Genomic DNA, 17,312 nt, shown 5'->3' on the forward strand with positions numbered 1-17,312 from the left:
AGAGGTGTTTGTCCCGTAGCAGACATCTCGACTGAAAAAAGATAATCCTGTAGGGGAATTGTGATTGCCGTCAATTATCCGACCCAGAGAATATGCTATTCTTGTAGTAGAGATTGCAACCCGCTGTATTCACGGACTGACAATATTATTCTATGGAGGGATAACAATGGATAAAAGATTTGATGGCACTGAAGCTATAGGAGCGATAGTAGCAGACTTCCCGGGAGCGGCTGAAGTGTTCAAACACTATAAAATTGATTTTTGCTGCGGCGGCGATAGGCAACTGGTGGCAGTCATGCGAGAACAGGATCTGGATGGGGCAGCAGTCCTTGCTGAACTTAATCAAGCCTATATTACCTGGAAGAGTACGGCTAAAGTTGAAACAGACTGGAATACCGCTGATTTTAGCAATTTGATTGAGCATATTGTCAAAACCCACCATGCGTATTTAAAACAGGAATTGCCGGCTATTGGTGAGCTAACGACAAAGATTCTCCGTGTTCACGGCGCCAAACATCGCGAGTTGTCCCAGGTTCACCGACTGTTTAATTTATTGAAAATGGAACTGGAACAGCATCTGATCAAGGAAGAGGAAGAACTGTTTCCCCAGATTATCCAGTACGCCGCTAATCCATCGTCCGAATTGCTGGCTTCAGTCGTAATTTTGATTGACACGATCGAAAGCGAGCACACTAATGCTGGTGACATCCTAAAAGAGCTTGATGCGTTGACCGGTCACTATGCTGCGCCTACTGACGGCTGCACGTCATACCGACTGACCTACCAAAAACTGCACGAGCTGGAGTCGGATTTGTTCCAACATATCCACCTGGAGAACAATATTTTGCATCCGCGCCTAAAAAATTTATAAGATCTTCTTGACGGAAACACTGACGCATAAAGCGAAAGTATAAGCGCCAAAAGATAGAAGCAAGGTTACGTTTTCCACAGAGGAAACGGAGGTCGCACAGAGGATACAGAGGTTTCATCCGTCGAGTTACACAGAGTGGGAAAAATGTTTTATATGCAGCGTAATCACTCTGTGGGGTACCCTCTGTGTTACCTCTGTGTACTCTGCGGCAAAGTAGTCCAGTCCTCAAGAACTGTATCAGCGACTTTACATACAATCAAATGAAAATATTGGGAGGATTCGAAATGGCTTTTCAAATTAAACCTGGTGTCAATTGGGTTGGCAAAATCGATTGGGAACTGCGGCGGTTCCATGGCGAGGAGTATTCTACTCATCGCGGCTCGTCCTACAACTCTTATCTGATTCAAGATGAGAAAACGGTCCTCATCGACACGGTCTGGATACCGTTTGCCAAACAATTTGTGGACAATCTGGCGAAAACAATTGACCTCAAGAAAATCGACTACATAGTTGCCAACCATGGTGAGATTGATCACAGCGGTGCGCTGCCTGAACTGATGAAGCACATTCCTGATACACCAATTTATTGCACAGCTAATGCGGTGAAATCCCTTACAGGTCAGTATCATCAGGATTGGAACTTTAAAGTCGTCAAGACAGGCGATAAGCTCAATTTGGGTAGCAAAGAACTAATCTTTGTCGAAGCGCCGATGCTGCACTGGCCTGACAGTATGTTCTGTTATCTGACCGGCGACAACATCTTGTTCCCCAATGATGCCTTTGGGCAGCACTATGCCAGCTCGATGATGTACAACGACCTTGTCGACCAAGCAGAGCTCTATCAGGAATGTATCAAGTACTATGCCAACATTCTTACCCCCTTCAGCAAACTGGTTGATAAAAAGATCAAGGAAGTTGTCGGCTTTAACCTGCCGGTAGACATGATTTGCCCTAGCCATGGCATTTTATGGCGGGATAATCCACTTCAAATTGTTGAACAGTACGCTAAATGGGCTAACGACTACCAGGAAAATCAAATCACAATTATCTATGACACGATGTGGAACGGAACACGCCGCATGGCGGAGGAAATCGCCTGCGGGATTAAACAAGCTGACGCCGATGTTACTGTAAAAGTATTCAGCAGCTCACGCACCGACAAAAACGATATCATCACTGAAGTATTTAAATCAAAAGCGATTTTGGTCGGCGCGCCGACAGTGAATAAGACGGTCTTGTCATCCATCGCTGCTATCATGGACGAAATCAAGGGTCTGGCCTTTAAAAACAAAAAAGCTGCTGCCTTTGGCACCTATGGATGGAGCGGCGAATCTGTAAAAGTCATCAACGGTATGATCGGGGAAGCTGGCTTTGCCCTAGTCAACGAGGGACTGCGCGAGTTGTGGTACCCGGGCGACGAAGCAATCGCCAAGTGCCAGGAATTCGGCAAAGGGTTTGCTAAGGCAGTGAAGTAAGCAGTCAAGGCAGAAAGCACGGAATTTTGGTCGGGGGCTAATTGGGAAAATAAACGGAAGACGACCTCAGTTTTCAATAAACGAATTCTGTTTGCTAACTCCTGCCTTTAAGTCCTGCGAAATGAGATTAACAGAGTATTTGCCACAATTTTTTTATTGTGACAGATACTCTGTTTTATTGTTTTTATTTAATGAACAAATATTTTACTATAATAATAGTCGCAAGATTCGATAATTACAGAAAGGAGGGTTTGGCTTAAGGTATCTCATGAATGGAGATGCCCAATAGAAGGGGACTTTCGAGAAATTTTATGTAAATGTAAGGAGATGTCGCCAATGGTTTACTGATTATCAGTCTGATCCCTTTTACCAAGGCAAAAATTAAAAATCAATTATTAGTAATGGGGCGATTTTATGTTACCACAATTTATGCTTGTTCGGCAAAAATTTGAAGACTGTAGTATTAAAGATATCTCATTGACAGTTATCAAAGAATTAGAGACATTTAAACTAAAAGAAAAACTGCCTCAGGGAGCAGTAGTTGGGATAACGGCAGGAAGTCGCGGGATTAACAATATTGTAACTATCTTAAAAACAGCTGTAAATTATTTAAAAGAGCAAGGGTTTAAACCGTGTATTCTTGCTGCTATGGGAAGCCATGGCGAGGGTAAAACGGAGGGGCAACTTGCAGTTCTAGAGAGTCTGGGAATTACCGAAGAATCTATGGGGGCACCCATCTTAGCGGGCAGTGAAACCATTGAGGTTGGCAAAACGTCTAATGGTCTATCTGCGTACATCAATAAGAATGTATATGAAACACAAGGCGTCATTGTTATTAACCGCATTAAGCCTCATACAGCGTTAACCGGTGAGATACAAAGCGGTTTGATAAAAAAGTGTGTGGTAGGTTTGGGTGGTCCGAGCGGCGCAAAGCAATTTCACAGTCTCGGTGTTTCCCAATTACCTTCATCTATTCGTGAGATTGGCACTGTTTTGGTTAATAAATGTCCTATCATCGGTGGGCTGGGGATTGTGGAAAATGCCTATGAACGCACGGCTGTCATCAAGGCAATTAGGGCCGACAAATTTATTGAAGAAGAACCGGCACTGTTTCGGCAGGCATTGCAGTTAATGCCTCGGTTGCCTTTTGAGGAATGGGATGTTCTAGTTATTGGTGAAATGGGCAAAAATTACAGCGGTACCGGCATGGACACCAATATCATTGGCAGATTTCGCGTTCAGGGTGAGCCTGAGCCTGAAAAACCGTTCATCAGGCGAGTTGTCGTCCTTGACTTAGCTGAAGCGTCCCATGGCAATGGCAACGGCATTGGTCTTGCAGACTTAACAACTAGAAAATTAGTTAACAAAATTGATTTTAAGGCCACTTACTTGAACGTTCTGACATCCACTTTTGTACCTCGCTGCTTTATTCCATTAACCTTTGATACAGAAAAAGAAAGCATTGAAAATTCAATTGTCAGCTTGGGCAGATCAGATCCTGAAACACTTCGTATGGGCATTGTCCCTAACACACTTTATCTTGAATATGTTTTTCTATCAAAAGCATTTTCAGAGGAAGTCAAAAAGCGGGATGACCTTGAAGTTGTTGAGGACAATATCCAACTAGAATTCGATACAGACGGCAATCTGAAAAATATCAAATTTGGCCACTAGAATAGATGCTGGTTAATCTTTCAATAGTATGAAGTTTACAATTAGCGTTAGGAGGCGTAATAATGGGCAAGAATTTTCGTATTGCAGCAATCCTAATAACTGGCCTTTCTCTCTGGTTCTCGCCTGTGCCAGCAGGCCTATCAGTAAAAGCATGGCATCTTTTTGCTATTGTTGCATCAACAATATTAGGTTATATATTACAACCTATTCCAATGGGAGCCATCGGCTTGACCAGTGTCGTTCTTTGTGTAATCACAAAAACAACGTCTCTCCCTGAAGCACTATCAGGATATAGCGATTCAACAATTTGGTTAGTTGTTTCAGCAATTCTATTTGCAAGAGGCTTCATTAATTCCGGTCTAGGAACCCGAATTGCTTATACGTTAGTAAAAGGGATTGGTGGAAGTTCCTTAAAACTAGGTTATGCAATGCTAATTAGTGATTTAATTATCGCACCCGCAACTCCTTCAAATACGGCGCGTGCAGGAGGCATATTGTTCCCGATTGTACGGAGCTTGGCTTCTGCATTTGACTCAGAACCAAATCCTGAAACACGAAAAAAACTCGGAGCTTATTTAACCCAAACACTGTACCAAAGCGTGGTTGTCACCTCAATGATGTTTGTCACTGGGATAGCGTCAAACTCTTTGGCCGTGACGTTTGCTAAAAGAATCGCCAACGTGGAAATTTCTTGGTTTACCTGGGCTTTTGCCGCTAGTGTACCTGGCATAATTTGTTTAGCCTTTGTCCCAATTATTATGCACAAATTATATCCCCCTGAAATTCAAGAAACGGGAGACGCAAAACGCTTTGCTGCCAAGGAATTAGAAAAAATGGGACCCATGACCAAAAAAGAGAAGATCGTTACCTGTATTTTTATTGCAGCATTGGTATTATGGGCCACCTCTTCATGGACAAATCTTTCTGCTACAATTGTTGCTATCTTAGCTGTAGTAGCGATGATATGGCTTGGTGCAATGTCATATAAAGACGCCGCAGGAGAATCGATGGCTTGGGATAATCTACTTTGGATGGGTACATTGATTGGGCTTGCTGGCTTATTAGAAAAATTTGGTTTTATCAAATGGTTTGCTACTCTTGTTGGAAGTTCGATTGTCGGGGTTTCTTGGATTAGTGCTTTGTACGTTCTGGCAATAGTCTATATCGTATCACACTACTTTTTCGCAGGAACTTCTTCACATGTTACAGCAATGTACGGAGCTTTTTTAGCTGTCGCAATTTCTGCAGGTGCACCACCTTACTATGCAGCGCTAGTCTTAGGGTTTGCCAGTGTAATTTGCGCAGGATTAACTCATTATGCTATGGGGCCATCTCCGGTATTATTCGCTCCTGGTTACGTTACCCAAGCAGAATGGTGGAGATTAGGTTTAATTTTTACTGTATTTAATGGAGTTATCTGGTTTGGTATTGGCCCATTCTGGTGGAAACTAATTGGTCTGTGGTAATTAGTGATTCATCTTTGTTTTACACCTATTAATGATTTTAGGAGATGATAAAATGAACAGACGTGGTAATGAAAAAGATATGACAGAAGCGTATTTTGTTGGCTTGATGAGTTCAGCAGGCTATAGAAAAAAGGATATTCAAAAGCCTATCATTGGTATTATTAATTCATATACCGATGTGAATCCTGGACATAAGCCATTTGCTGAGCTTGTGCAGTATGTAAAAGAGGGAATTTGGGCGGCAGGCGGAACGCCGGGCGAGTTTGGCGTTCCGGCACCGTGTGACGGAATGGCGCAAGGACCTGGGATGCATTATATATTACCGCAACGCGACCTGATTGCAGCCTCGGTTGAGGCAATGGTCGAGGCGCACGGCTTTGATGGATTGGTGTTTTTAGGATCTTGCGACAAAATTATACCCGGCATGTTGATGGCTGCAGCACATCTTGATTTGCCGGCAATTTTTCTAACAGCTGGAGCAATGCTGCCCTATCAGGAAGCGGGAAAAGTTTACTGTACCAGTGATTTAAAAGAAGCCATTGGTAAGTTCAAAAAGGGAGAGATTGACGAAAAAACCTTTGATCGTTGGCGGGAAAATATGTGCTCTTCGGCGGGAACTTGTTCGATGTATGGAACCGCAAATACGATGGGCGCCTTTTTAGAGGCGACAGGGGTTGCGCCTTTCGGATCGTCAACAATGCTCTTTTGTGATGGAAGAAAGACAAGACAAGCTAGAAATGTTGGGGAACGAATTGTTGAACTTGTACAAGAAGGTAAACGTTTTTCCCATTTTATGAATGATGTTTCTTTACGAAATGGGATTAAGCATATTTCGGCCAGCGGCGGTTCGACGAATGCGGTTTTGCATACCTTGGCATTGGCGAAAGTAATGAACGTGAAGTTTGATCTTCAGGATTTTGACCAGGTACAGTCGTCCGTTCCGGTAGTAGCCAAGTTCAAACCGTCTGCAGCTTTGAACATCAATGATTTCCATCAAGCCGGCGGAGTTCCCGCTGTACTTGCTACCATTAAGGATAAACTTGATCTTTCCGCGCCTCTTGCTATGGGCGGGACGTTGGGTGCTTTTCTGAATGAGTTTGATGAAACGATTGATAGAAATGTTATCAAGACTCAAGAAGAGGCTTTGCTGCCCGATGGTTGCTTCTCCATTATAAAAGGTAACCTGGCTCCACTAGGCGCGGTTGTGAAAAAGAGCGGCGTCGAACCGCAAATGTATCATCATGTCGGGCCGGCAGTCGTATTTAACTCGGAAGAAGAGGTGCGGGATTATCTAATCAATAAAACGGTGGAGCCCGGATCGGTTCTGGTTGTTCGGTATGAAGGACCGAAGGGCGGACCCGGCATGAGAGAGCTATCAATTCCGGCGGCAATGTTAGTGGGTATGGGATTGCATACCTCAGTAGCGATGATTACTGACGGACGTTTCTCGGGGGCTACTCGCGGTCCATGTGTAGGCCACATTACACCTGAAGCATGGGTTGGCGGTCCACTTGCCTTGGTAGAAGACGGTGATATCATCGAGATTGACCTAGAGCGCAACTTAATTGAGCTAAAAGTGTCGGAAGCTGAAGTCGAATTGCGCAGGAAAAATATCCAGAAACCGACACGAAAGTTGAATGGCGTATTAGCTGCTTACAGGAATGGGGTCGGTGGCGCTGAACAGGGGGCAGTTTGGCTTTATAGAGATGACTGGAATGATTGATCTAAGCTGAGAGGGGTGGTCATCGGATAAATGTAGACTTGCTTCAGGTGGAGTTTCAACTCCATCTGAAGCTTAGTCGAATTTAGACTGAGGCTCGAAATCTTTGATTTCGTTAAGCCGAAGGCTCCCTTTAGGGGAATCGAGCTACAGCCTGTTATCTCCGACCTAAGAGGGCGGAGTCTTACAGGCTGTGCGAAGGATAAAGGGACGTATCGCAAAACGTTTATTAAAAAACGCAAAGCGGCACGCCCCTTATTCCACATTTCGCAGGTTTAGAAATGTAGTAATAATTACATTTTCCATAGTTGTATGGTAATCAGACAACTTATTGAAATTACTGTCAAATTAACGTATTGTCTTATAATGTTTGTCAGGACAATCGCTTACGAAATAAAATGAGGTAAATGAGGGAATGTTTTGGCCGGCGTAGCCGGTAAACTTCTTTCGCCTCTGTGTCCTCATTTTTCCTCACTTTACTCTGTGGAATCGTTCTTCGCCTTTTAGCTTCTACGACTTTTGCAACAAGTTCCTAGGATAAAAAACAGGTTATTTCAAAACGATGCCGTCTTCTTCTCCGTAAGCGATTGCCCTGTAATGTTTGCTATTTCGAATTGACAAACTAGTCGAAAAAATGGTATTAATAAGATAATGATTTCCCGCCGAACTTTATTTAAAGTTGTCTGATTACATGACAAATGAGAGGAGAGGAAAGATAATGAGACTATCCACTATTACCATGAATGGAGCGGAAGTCGCCAGTATCGTGACAGCATGCGGACTGATTCCGGTTGCAACAGTAAATGAGAAGCTCAGCAAACAATGGTCAACTAACCTGTTCGAGCTTATTCAAACCGGACAGCTTGAGGCTATGAATGACTGGTATCGTGCTGGCGGCAAAGCAGAACTGGAAGGCTTATCCCAATACGCTATCCCCAAACACGAAGCCCAATATGCCCCCCTCTATCGCCACCCCAGGAAGATATGGGGTATTGGCTTAAACTATGTTGAGCATGCTGGAGATCTCGCTGAGAAAGCTCCCACTGTATACCCCGGCACTTTCCCCAAGTATGATACAACTATTATCGGTCCGAACGATATCATCAAAATTCCTGTTCAATCAGAGAAAACCACTGCTGAAGGCGAGCTTGGCGTTATTTTCGGCAAAAAATGCAAAGATGTTGAAGAAAAAGACTGGCTAAGCGTAGTGGCAGGCTACACGACCATCATTGACATGACGGCGGAAGATATCCTCCGCATCAATCCGCGCTATCTCACGCACGCCAAGAATTTCGACACCTTCTTCAGTTTCGGTCCCGAGCTTGTCACTCCCGATGAAGTTGAAGATGTCATGAAACTCAAGGTAGCTACTGTTATTAACGGTGAAATCTACGCACAAAATATAGTTTCCAATATGACCTTCCCGCCCTCCTACCTGGTGTCCTTCCAAAGCAAAGTGGCTACTATGCTGCCTGGTGATGTCATATCCACCGGCACGCCCCGAGCTGTACATATTAAAGACGGCGATGTAGCAGAAGTCTGGATTGACGGATTCGAGCCTTTGAAAAATCCTGTCGTGGATCTAAAAATCCAGAAGTGATAAACAAAACTTGGCTTGCGCCAAGTCTTTAGACGCAGGCGGAAGCCTTAGTTGCGTTATCCAGACAGAAAGGATAAGAAAACTTATACTTTCTGGTCGGGTAAAGAAATGCGCTAGATGATTAAAGGAGTGGAAAAGTATATGGATTTAGGATTAAGAGAAAAATCAGTCCTCGTTATGGCCTCTAGTGCCGGGCTTGGCAAGGCAGCAGCTTTAGAGTTTGCTAAAGAGGGTGCCAACGTCATGCTCTTCAGCCCTTTTGAGGAAGAGCTTATCCAAGCCCAAACTGAAATAAAAGCAGCCACAGGCCGCGAGCCAGCCTACACAGTCGGAGATATTACTAAGGCCAATGATATTACGACGGTAGTAAGAAATACCGTGGAAAAATTCGGTCCCATTTTTGCTTTGGTAAACAATGCGGGCGGACCTCCGGCAGGCACTTTTGACAATTTTACTGATGATGCCTGGCAGAAAGCTTACGAGCTCAACCTCCTTTCCTATATCCGCAGCATTCGTGAGGTTCTGCCGTATATGCGCCAGCTTGGTCATGGCCGCATCGTCAACTACACTTCTTCATCTGTAAAACAAGTACTAGAGAACCTCATTCTTTCGAATACTTTCCGAATGGGAGTTGCCGGTTTAAGCAAAACACTATCGCAAGAACTGGGTAAAGATAACATCTTGGTAAACGTCATGGGTCCGGGGCGAATCGGCACAGCCCGTATCGCTTATCTGGACAAAGTGCGTGCTGACAAGGCCGGTATCTCGGTGGAAGCTGTATATGAGAACACCATCAAGGGTATTCCGCTTGGCCGCTATGGCACTCCCGAGGAATACGCTAAGCTTACCGTATTCCTCTGTTCAGAAGCCAACACCTATATTACCGGTCAAACCATGTTAGTCGACGGCGGCATGACCAAAGCGTTTTAAATTTTCTCTTTTTTGGCTTTACGTGTCGATGGCTTGAGTAGTTATTGGGAAAAGAAAGCAGCCATGAGGTGAATGTAATGAACGATATGGTTTTCAGCTCCATTAGCGGAAAAAAAACTGCCCTTGTACTGGATCAGAAAGACAATGCTGGCGTCGCCTTAGTCGACCTGGCTGCTGGCGACGTTTGTACCGTTATCGAAGACAGCGGAACTGAGTACGAAGTAACGGTTGTAGAGAATATCGCCTTTGGCCATAAGTTCGCGCTCGCCGATTTGGAAAAAGATCAGCCTGTATTCAAATACGGCGAAGAAATTGGCAAAATGAAGATTGGCCTCCCCAAAGGCGGCTGGATTCATAACCATAACATGTATTGTGACAGGGGGATGAAGTAATGGGCGATAAATTTTTAGGATATCGCCGAGAAAACGGCAGCATAGGAGTTAGAAACCAGATTGCCATTATTCCCTCTGTTTTCTGCTCCGCTAAAGTCGCACAACGAATTGCACAGAATGTCCCGAATGCCGTCCCGTTCACTCATCCTGTTGGCTGCAGTCAGGTAGGCGAAGACCTGGAAATTACAGCCAAGACATTGATTGGTGTTGGCAGAAATCCTAATTTTGCCGGCGTAGTCGTTGTTGGTCTTGGTTGCGAGCGTTTTACTCCTGCCGAGTTGGCACATGGTATCGCATCAACAGGTAAAATGCTTGAAACCGTTGTAATTCAAGATATTGGCGACTCGATTGCTGCCATTGAGCAAGGCACCCGCTATGCCCGTCACATGCAGCAGACTATCTCGCTTCAGCGCCGGGAAGAATGCGATGTTAGCGAGCTGATGATCGGCCTAAACTGCGGCGGCTCAGACACTACCTCCGGACTGGTAGCTAACCCCGCTCTGGGCATTGCCTCTGACAAGCTGGTTGCTCAAGGCGGATCGTCGATCCTGACCGAACTGACTGAGCTCATCGGTACAGAGCACATCCTGGCTCGCAGAGCAGTTAACGAAGACGTTGCGGCAGATATTCTAAACGCCATCCGCACTATGGAAGAACGCCTCAAACGACAAACACAAAACTCTAGCAATGAAAAACGCAAAAATCTTATTTCCACCGGTAACTTTGATGGCGGCCTCTCCAGTGTTGTTGAAAAATCACTAGGCGGCATGAAGAAATCAGGCAATGCGCAATTTGTTGAAGTATTCAAATATGGAAATTACCCGACAAAGAAAGGTCTTTTACTGCTCGACGGCCCAGGGCATGACGGTGAAGTCACCACTGGTCAAGTTGCCGCTGGCGCCCAAATAGTATGCTTTCCTACCGGACGCGGTACACCATCAGGCTTCCCAGGCGTACCTGTGATTAAAATAACAGGTAATCCGAGAACTTATGAACGCATGAAAGAGAATTTGGATATTAACGCAGGAACGGTCATTACCGGTGAAAAATCACTGCAGCAGGTCGGCGAAGAAATTTACCAGGAAATTTTAGCTGTAGCTTCTGGTAAGATGACCAAAGCCGAAGTACTTGGCCATGACGAGCAATTCTGCATCTGGCGGATGCCTGATTAAGGCCTAATAAACAAACAGGAGTGAGATAGATGAGTACAATTGACAGGCTCCTGGACCCCATCGCCATACCCAAAGTGATTCGTATACGGCAACGATTTGACCGCCCTGTAATTGCCGATGTCGTCGCAGAACTAAAAAGCAAACTGCAGGCCAAAGACATATTCGCAAAAATTCAGCCTGGTCAAACCGTAGCCATCACCGTTGGCAGCCGCGGCATTACGAACATGCCCCTTCTGATTAAAACCCTTGTCGAGCAAGTGAAACAGCGTGGCGCAAAGCCATTCCTTGTACCGGCTATGGGCAGTCATGGAGGAGCTACAGACCAAGGACAGCACGAAATGGCGCTAAGCATGGGTTATACGGAAGAGTACATTAACGCGCCCATCAAGTCGGATATAGAGCCGGTCCAAATCGGCGTATCCGAAAATGGATTCCCGGTTTATTTTGACCGTAATGCCTATGGAGCCAATTGGACCATCGTCGCCAACCGTATTAAGCCTCACGTTGCTTTCCGCGGTCCTGTCGAGAGCGGTCTGCAAAAAATGATTACTATCGGCCTTGGCAAACAAAAAGGCGCCGATATCTGCCACGAGCTAGGCTTCGGCGAAATGGCTGTTAACATCCCGGCTATGGCCAAGGTATCTCTGGAAAAGGCCAACATTCTCTGTGCTGTTGGCGTATTGGAAAACCCCTTCCATGAAACCTGCCGTATTGAAGTCCTCGCCAATGAAGAAATTGCCGCCATGGAACCCGTCCTGCAGGAGGCCGCCAAGGAACTTTGCCCTCGCATCCATTTCAACAAGCTTGATGCTGTTATCATTGACGAAATCGGCAAAGACATTAGCGGTACCGGCTTCGATACCAACGTAGTCGGCCGCTATCACACTCCCTTTATCAGCGGCGGGCCTGATGTGAAACGACTTGCCATACTGGATATTACCGATATCTCCCACGGCAACGCCAATGGCCTAGGCATTGCCGACTATACGACTAAACGAGCCTATGCGAAGCTATCCTTTGAGCATACATATCCCAACTCACTAACCTCGACGGTACCGTTGAGCGTAAAAATTCCCATGGTACTAAAAAGCGATAAACAAGCCATTCAGGCCTGTATCAAGTGCAGCAACCGCCTGGATAAGGAAAACGTCGCTATCCTCAGAATGAAAAACACCAATCACCTAGAAGAACTTGAAGTTTCCGTCAGCCTCAGAAAGTATGTGGAAGCTCATCCCTATCTGGAAATTGTCAGCGAACCTTATGATTGGACCTTCGACGACCAGGGCAACCTACTATAGAATGTTTCGTAATGCGCTATTGCTACAATTAGCAGGATTATACCAACCATTGCTGAATTAATTAACAAAATACATCTGCTTGGGAGTTCAACATGCTGGAAAAAATCGAGAGAATCAAGTTATCAGAAGAAATTTTACGTCGCCTTAAGGAAATGATAAAAAGCGGTAAATTCGGCTATGGAGATAAACTGCCGGTAGAAAAGCGCATTGCCGAAATTTTCGGTGTTAGCCGTACAACAGTCCGTGAAGCTTTGGCCGTCTTAGAAGCAGAAGGTTGGGTAACAACCAAACACGGTGGCGGTACTTATGTAAAAAGAGTTCATGGTCATGATCCTATAGAACCATTAACGGTTATGCTTGGCGGTAACGACACCGCTATTTTGGAACTCATGGAATTACGCCGGATTCTCGAGGGTGAAGTGGCCATGCTAGCTGCCTCACGGGCAACTGATGATGATATTGTTGCGCTTCATCAAGTTTTCCGTGATATGTCGCAAGATATCGCACTAGGCAAAGATACTGCTTCTTCCGACTTCGCTTTTCATTATCGAGTTGCCAGAGCAGCAAAAAACAATACTATCCTATCAGTAATAAGCAGCCTGCACGAACTCTACTACCAAGTGGTACATACAAACCGCTGGCACTGGTCCAAGCCGAAAGATTATGACCGTATTCTCTCTGAGCACGGTGCCATCTTGCACGCAATTGAAAAACGACAAGCGGCAGCAGCTAAGAAACAAATGGGCATCCATCTCGAAAGTACGTATCACATGATTGAAGAAGTCCTTTTGAAACAAGGTGATGCCGAAAGACAAGATCAATAGCAGCTTGCTAGAGCAACAATTCGCCGCATTACCAATACAAAAATACCCCCATAAACCAGAGTAGCAACGAGATACTCGTATTGTAATCCGGTTTATGGGGGTATTTTTGATTTGCGAGATGACGAGTTAATGTTAAATGATAAGGAATTCTAAGGCGGTGATCTCTGATGGATTTAGGGTGTAAAATGTTTTTGTTAGCGGTGGAAGAAATGAACTTTACAAAAGCTGCTTGCAGGGCTTTTGTAACTCAGCAATGTTTGAGCTCTCATATCAAAAAGCTAGAAGAAGAGTATGATGTCAATTTATTTGAAAGAACACCGCAACTACGTTTGACTCCAGCCGGAGAATCTTTATATTATTCATTACGTCAAATACAAATTGCTGAATCAGCCATGATAGAGAAATTATCCGAGATTAAGACCGAAATGAGAGGGAAAATTATATTTGGAATCAACGCAACAAGAGCGCGGGTTTTATTACCTGATCTTTTTACAGAATACCATCAACGTTTCCCTTTGGTAAATTTGTCAATTATTTTAGATGACATGCGAAATCTAGTTCCTAAATTATTGAATGGAAAGATCGATATGTTTTTGGGCATTGACTGTATATCAAATAATGATTTTAATGTTTTGCCATTAGGACAAGACGAAGTATTCTTTATCGCCACCGAAACAATACTACAGAAATTCGCCGTATCACCTGATGCCTACAAACAAACTATTTCCTCTGCCGAAATCGATTTATTGAATTTTCCGAATTTGCCGTTTGCGGGGAACTATATTGGTAGTTCTTTTAATAACCTTGTAAAAAGGTATTTAGATTCCCGTAATATACACCAAGAAATTGTCCTTTCTGTCAGCGATTACGAATTACAAATAAGTTTATGTATAAGAAGCCAATTAGTTGCATTTTGTCCCAAGACAGGCTTAGACAAAGTAATTGAACAAAATAACAGAAATGATAAACCACTTCGGATTTTTAAGCTTTACGGCATGAAAGATTTTCTTCGCATTGATTTAATTACACATAAAGATGGTTATCAACCGCATTTTGCCAAAGAATTTATCAGTTTATTACAAGAGCATATACAAAAACATGACCAATTTATAGCAGGCTATATAGGTCTCGAAAGCCGTCTCCCCGTTTCCCCATAGATAATGTCATCTTACCGCATCATCTTACACAGTTCTAGAAACGCCTGCATCGCCGGAGTCAACCATTTTTCCTGGTGGTAGATTAACTGTGCTTTTACGTCAAAGCTTGCTTCGCTGAAATCCAGTTTAAGTAATTTTCCCCGTTCCAGTTCATCTCGTACCGCCACTTCAGGAATAACGGCAATACCTAAACCGCACATGGTGCATTGCTTGATGGCGCCGATGCTGGATAACTCCATCAGCGAGCCTGGAATTACGTTGTGTTCGCGCAGCATCGCGAGAATCAGCGGGCGATAGCCGCAGCCGGGCAGAGTGACAATCAAGCATTCGCCTGCGAAATCGCCGGGGGTAATCTTTTTCTTTTCCGCCAGCGGATGCAGCGGGCTCACGACCACAGCCAGCGGTTCGTCCTGGAGTGTACGCACCGTCATTTCCGGTGCGGTGATGGTGTCAGTCAGTACCAGGGCAATATCGATATCGTTCGATTTAAGCAGGGTAAACAAGTTATCGCACGCCTCAGTCTGCACCCGGATTTCCACCAGCGGATACAGCTTGCGGTATTCAATCAGGATCTGCGGCAGCCGGTAAATGCAGATTGTTTCCGCTGTGCCAATGTTAATGATGCCGCGAAAAACCTGGGGAGCGATCTCTGCTTTCGCTTTGTCGCATAACTCCAGGATGTGTTTTGCATTGACCAAAAACTTTTTGCCCTCGCTGGTCAGTTGAATCCCCCGTCCCAGACGTTCAAACAGCTTTACCTGCAGCTCTTCCTCCAACTGCCGAATTTGCCCGGTGATGTTGGATTGGGCATAGCCTAACTTCAGGCCGGCCTTAGTAAAGTTAAGCGTTTCGGCGGCGCTGCAAAATATCTGCAATTGACGCAATTCCATGACCTCACCGTCCTTTTATGTATCAGTTAAAGTGATTGAAATCATATAAAACAGTCATTTTTTTCATTACTAACTTCATGATATAGTGAACTGAGAGATAAGTCCACTGATTCGGCGTAAAGAAATAGTTGAATATTGAATTAAGGTGGAGGGGTGAGGGAATTGGATAACGTATTTTATCGGGCGGTAAACAAAAAACTTCTCGAAGTCGATCGCGGCGAGGGTATCTATCTGTATGACACCGACGGCAATAAGTATATTGATGCCTGTTCCGGTGCGGCTGTGTCCAATTTAGGCCATGGGCATCCCGTGATTATCGAGGCGATAGTCGAACAGGCACAAAAAGTTGCATTCAGTCATCTATCGCGTTGGACATCTCGTCCAATTCAAGAATTAGGTGATCTGGTGGCCAAGTTGGCGCCTGGCTCGTTAAACAAGCTTTATTTAGTGTCCGGCGGATCGGAAGCGACCGAAGCGGCGCTAAAGATGGCGCGTCAGTACTATGTTGAGCGTGATGGTCAGAGCTCAAAGTACCGCATAATCTCTCGCTGGAAAAGCTTCCACGGCAACACGATCGGAGCATTATCGATGACCGGCGATAAACGTCGGAAAAAGTATACACCGCTGCTGTTAAACTTCCCGCATATTGCGCCAGCTTATTGTTATCGCTGCCCGTTTGGCAAGTGTCAGGATACTTGTCAGGTGGATTGCGCCTTAGACCTCGAACGGACGATTAAAATGGAAGGTGCGGAGTATGTGGCAGGCTTTATCGCCGAGCCGGTCGGCGGTGCAGCCTGTGGTGCGATTGTCCCGCATAAAGATTACTTTAAAATTATCCGCCAGATTTGCGACCATTACGATATTCTGATGATCGATGATGAAGTTATGGCCGGTTTTGGCCGGACAGGATCGATGTTTAGCATCGACGATTTTGGCGTAATTCCTGATATGATCTGCGCAGCCAAAGGCATGAGCGCCGGCTATTCGCCGCTCGGCGCGGTGATCGCTAAAGAAGAAATTTTTAATGCGTTCAAACAAGGCTCAGGCATATTTGTGCATGGTCACACCTATGGTGGCAATCCCCTGTCAGGTGCAGTGGCCTTAGCGGTGGTAAAAACATTGATTGCAGATAAATTGGTAGAGAACTCCCGGACAGTTGGCGCGTATTTGCTGGCACAATTGCAGGAGAAACTGCTGCCGTTCTCGTATGTGGGAGATGTACGGGGCAAGGGGCTTATGCTGGGTGTCGAAATTGTTAAAGACAAACAGACTAAAGAACCATACCCGGTGAAGATGGGTATGGCCGAAAAATTGACAGTCACCTTAGTCAAACATGGCGTTGTTGTCTACCCCGGCACTGGCAACGCCGACGGCGAAAATGGGGACCAGTTCCTGCTGGCGCCGCCGCTGATTATTACAAAAGACCAGGTGGATGAATTGGTTGCGGCGATGACGAAGGGATTTAGCGAATTTGCGAAAATCATCGGGTAAAAGAGCTAGTGCAAGCTGCACATATCAATGCAGGCTTGCGCTAGCTCTTTTATAACCAGCTAACTAAAGGGTAATGCGTTTCGCGCACGAACCGCGGGTAGTTTCTGGAGCGGGGGATCTGCCCTTAGATGGCATTGCTGCTCAAGAAAGCAGACGGCTTGAACTTGGCTGCTACCTGAACAGACGACAGGAATCACTCATATAATGCCCATTTCGACAAAGACAATACTGAACACGGAGACGAACACGGGAATGACAACCGTACACCAAAAGAAGTGCTTGTAAGAATTCGCATGCGTCAGCCCCGCGGTATTGATCATGTTGATAACAGAGCCATTATGCGGCAGGGAGT

14 protein-coding genes are annotated in these 17,312 nt (G+C 45.1%); 13 read left to right on the forward strand and 1 reads right to left on the reverse strand.

Translation table 11 applies throughout. From position 1 onward, the window contains the following. The first annotated feature begins 166 nt into the window (after nt 1-166). The 12 genes from ric to AXX12_RS13950 all read left to right on the forward strand — a co-directional run bounded on the left by ric (nt 167) and on the right by AXX12_RS13950 (nt 14,579). Nucleotides 167-871 carry an iron-sulfur cluster repair di-iron protein gene (gene ric / locus AXX12_RS13895; protein WP_066243858.1) on the forward strand — a complete coding sequence of 235 codons (705 nt, stop codon included), beginning with the start codon at nt 167-169 and terminating at the stop codon, nt 869-871. 284 nt (nt 872-1,155) lie between these two features. Continuing rightward, the gene (locus AXX12_RS13900) at nt 1,156-2,346 is read left to right on the forward strand and encodes an anaerobic nitric oxide reductase flavorubredoxin (protein ID WP_066243861.1); all 1,191 of its coding nucleotides are present in this window, start codon (nt 1,156-1,158) and stop codon (nt 2,344-2,346) included. Between the two features lie 414 nt (nt 2,347-2,760). Then, nucleotides 2,761-4,020, forward strand: coding sequence for a nickel pincer cofactor-dependent isomerase, group 22 (locus tag AXX12_RS13905; protein ID WP_066243862.1), 1,260 nt, complete (start codon nt 2,761-2,763; stop codon nt 4,018-4,020). Between the two features lie 62 nt (nt 4,021-4,082). After that, a complete protein-coding gene (locus AXX12_RS13910; protein WP_066243867.1) occupies nt 4,083-5,486 on the forward strand; it encodes an anion permease in 1,404 nt (467 codons plus the stop codon). A 52-nt stretch (nt 5,487-5,538) separates the two neighbouring features. Continuing rightward, the gene (gene ilvD, locus AXX12_RS13915; RefSeq protein ID WP_156478670.1) at nt 5,539-7,209 is read left to right on the forward strand and encodes a dihydroxy-acid dehydratase; all 1,671 of its coding nucleotides are present in this window, start codon (nt 5,539-5,541) and stop codon (nt 7,207-7,209) included. A 715-nt stretch (nt 7,210-7,924) separates the two neighbouring features. After that, entirely contained in the window at nt 7,925-8,806 is an 882-nt protein-coding gene (locus tag AXX12_RS13920; RefSeq protein ID WP_066243869.1) for a fumarylacetoacetate hydrolase family protein, read from the forward strand. A gap of 141 nt (nt 8,807-8,947) precedes the next feature. Next, nucleotides 8,948-9,736 (forward strand): SDR family oxidoreductase, encoded by a 789-nt coding sequence (locus AXX12_RS13925; RefSeq protein ID WP_066243876.1) that lies wholly within the window; start codon nt 8,948-8,950, stop codon nt 9,734-9,736. A 77-nt stretch (nt 9,737-9,813) separates the two neighbouring features. Then, the gene (locus AXX12_RS13930; protein ID WP_082816879.1) at nt 9,814-10,128 is read left to right on the forward strand and encodes a UxaA family hydrolase; all 315 of its coding nucleotides are present in this window, start codon (nt 9,814-9,816) and stop codon (nt 10,126-10,128) included. After that, on the forward strand, nt 10,128-11,300 hold the full coding sequence (locus AXX12_RS13935; RefSeq protein ID WP_066243877.1) for a UxaA family hydrolase: 1,173 nt from the start codon (nt 10,128-10,130) through the stop codon (nt 11,298-11,300). Before AXX12_RS13930 ends, AXX12_RS13935 begins: the two co-directional genes overlap by 1 nt. A gap of 29 nt (nt 11,301-11,329) precedes the next feature. Continuing rightward, a complete protein-coding gene (locus AXX12_RS13940; RefSeq protein WP_066243879.1) occupies nt 11,330-12,598 on the forward strand; it encodes a nickel pincer cofactor-dependent isomerase, group 22 in 1,269 nt (422 codons plus the stop codon). 92 nt (nt 12,599-12,690) lie between these two features. Beyond that, nucleotides 12,691-13,422: a FadR/GntR family transcriptional regulator gene (locus tag AXX12_RS13945; protein WP_066243880.1), complete on the forward strand. Its 732-nt coding sequence runs from the start codon at nt 12,691-12,693 to the stop codon at nt 13,420-13,422. Between the two features lie 167 nt (nt 13,423-13,589). Further along, nucleotides 13,590-14,579: a LysR family transcriptional regulator gene (locus tag AXX12_RS13950; RefSeq protein ID WP_066243883.1), complete on the forward strand. Its 990-nt coding sequence runs from the start codon at nt 13,590-13,592 to the stop codon at nt 14,577-14,579. 11 nt (nt 14,580-14,590) lie between these two features. Here AXX12_RS13950 and AXX12_RS13955 read toward each other — a convergent pair whose 3' ends face one another. Continuing rightward, nucleotides 14,591-15,469 carry a LysR family transcriptional regulator gene (locus tag AXX12_RS13955; RefSeq protein ID WP_066243885.1) on the reverse strand — a complete coding sequence of 293 codons (879 nt, stop codon included), beginning with the start codon at nt 15,467-15,469 and terminating at the stop codon, nt 14,591-14,593. 162 nt (nt 15,470-15,631) lie between these two features. Here AXX12_RS13955 and AXX12_RS13960 point away from each other — a divergent pair, with 162 nt between their 5' ends. Continuing rightward, on the forward strand, nt 15,632-16,960 hold the full coding sequence (locus AXX12_RS13960) for an aspartate aminotransferase family protein (protein ID WP_066243888.1): 1,329 nt from the start codon (nt 15,632-15,634) through the stop codon (nt 16,958-16,960). Nucleotides 16,961-17,312: the final 352 nt, after the last annotated feature.

Origin of the sequence: Anaerosporomusa subterranea, assembly GCF_001611555.1 — a bacterium.
Taxonomy (GTDB): Bacteria; Bacillota; Negativicutes; order Sporomusales; family Acetonemataceae; genus Anaerosporomusa; species Anaerosporomusa subterranea.

Bases quoted from the DNA above. Each gene is read 5' to 3' on its own strand.
- ric (WP_066243858.1), top strand. From the start codon at position 167: ATGGATAAAAGATTTGATGGCACTGAAGCTATAGGAGCGATAGTAGCA.
- AXX12_RS13900 (WP_066243861.1), top strand. From the start codon at position 1,156: ATGGCTTTTCAAATTAAACCTGGTGTCAATTGGGTTGGCAAAATCGAT.
- AXX12_RS13905 (WP_066243862.1), top strand. From the start codon at position 2,761: ATGTTACCACAATTTATGCTTGTTCGGCAAAAATTTGAAGACTGTAGT.
- AXX12_RS13910 (WP_066243867.1), top strand. From the start codon at position 4,083: ATGGGCAAGAATTTTCGTATTGCAGCAATCCTAATAACTGGCCTTTCT.
- ilvD (WP_156478670.1), top strand. From the start codon at position 5,539: ATGAACAGACGTGGTAATGAAAAAGATATGACAGAAGCGTATTTTGTT.
- AXX12_RS13920 (WP_066243869.1), top strand. From the start codon at position 7,925: ATGAGACTATCCACTATTACCATGAATGGAGCGGAAGTCGCCAGTATC.
- AXX12_RS13925 (WP_066243876.1), top strand. From the start codon at position 8,948: ATGGATTTAGGATTAAGAGAAAAATCAGTCCTCGTTATGGCCTCTAGT.
- AXX12_RS13930 (WP_082816879.1), top strand. From the start codon at position 9,814: ATGAACGATATGGTTTTCAGCTCCATTAGCGGAAAAAAAACTGCCCTT.
- AXX12_RS13935 (WP_066243877.1), top strand. From the start codon at position 10,128: ATGGGCGATAAATTTTTAGGATATCGCCGAGAAAACGGCAGCATAGGA.
- AXX12_RS13940 (WP_066243879.1), top strand. From the start codon at position 11,330: ATGAGTACAATTGACAGGCTCCTGGACCCCATCGCCATACCCAAAGTG.
- AXX12_RS13945 (WP_066243880.1), top strand. From the start codon at position 12,691: ATGCTGGAAAAAATCGAGAGAATCAAGTTATCAGAAGAAATTTTACGT.
- AXX12_RS13950 (WP_066243883.1), top strand. From the start codon at position 13,590: ATGGATTTAGGGTGTAAAATGTTTTTGTTAGCGGTGGAAGAAATGAAC.
- AXX12_RS13955 (WP_066243885.1), bottom strand. From the start codon at position 15,469: ATGGAATTGCGTCAATTGCAGATATTTTGCAGCGCCGCCGAAACGCTT.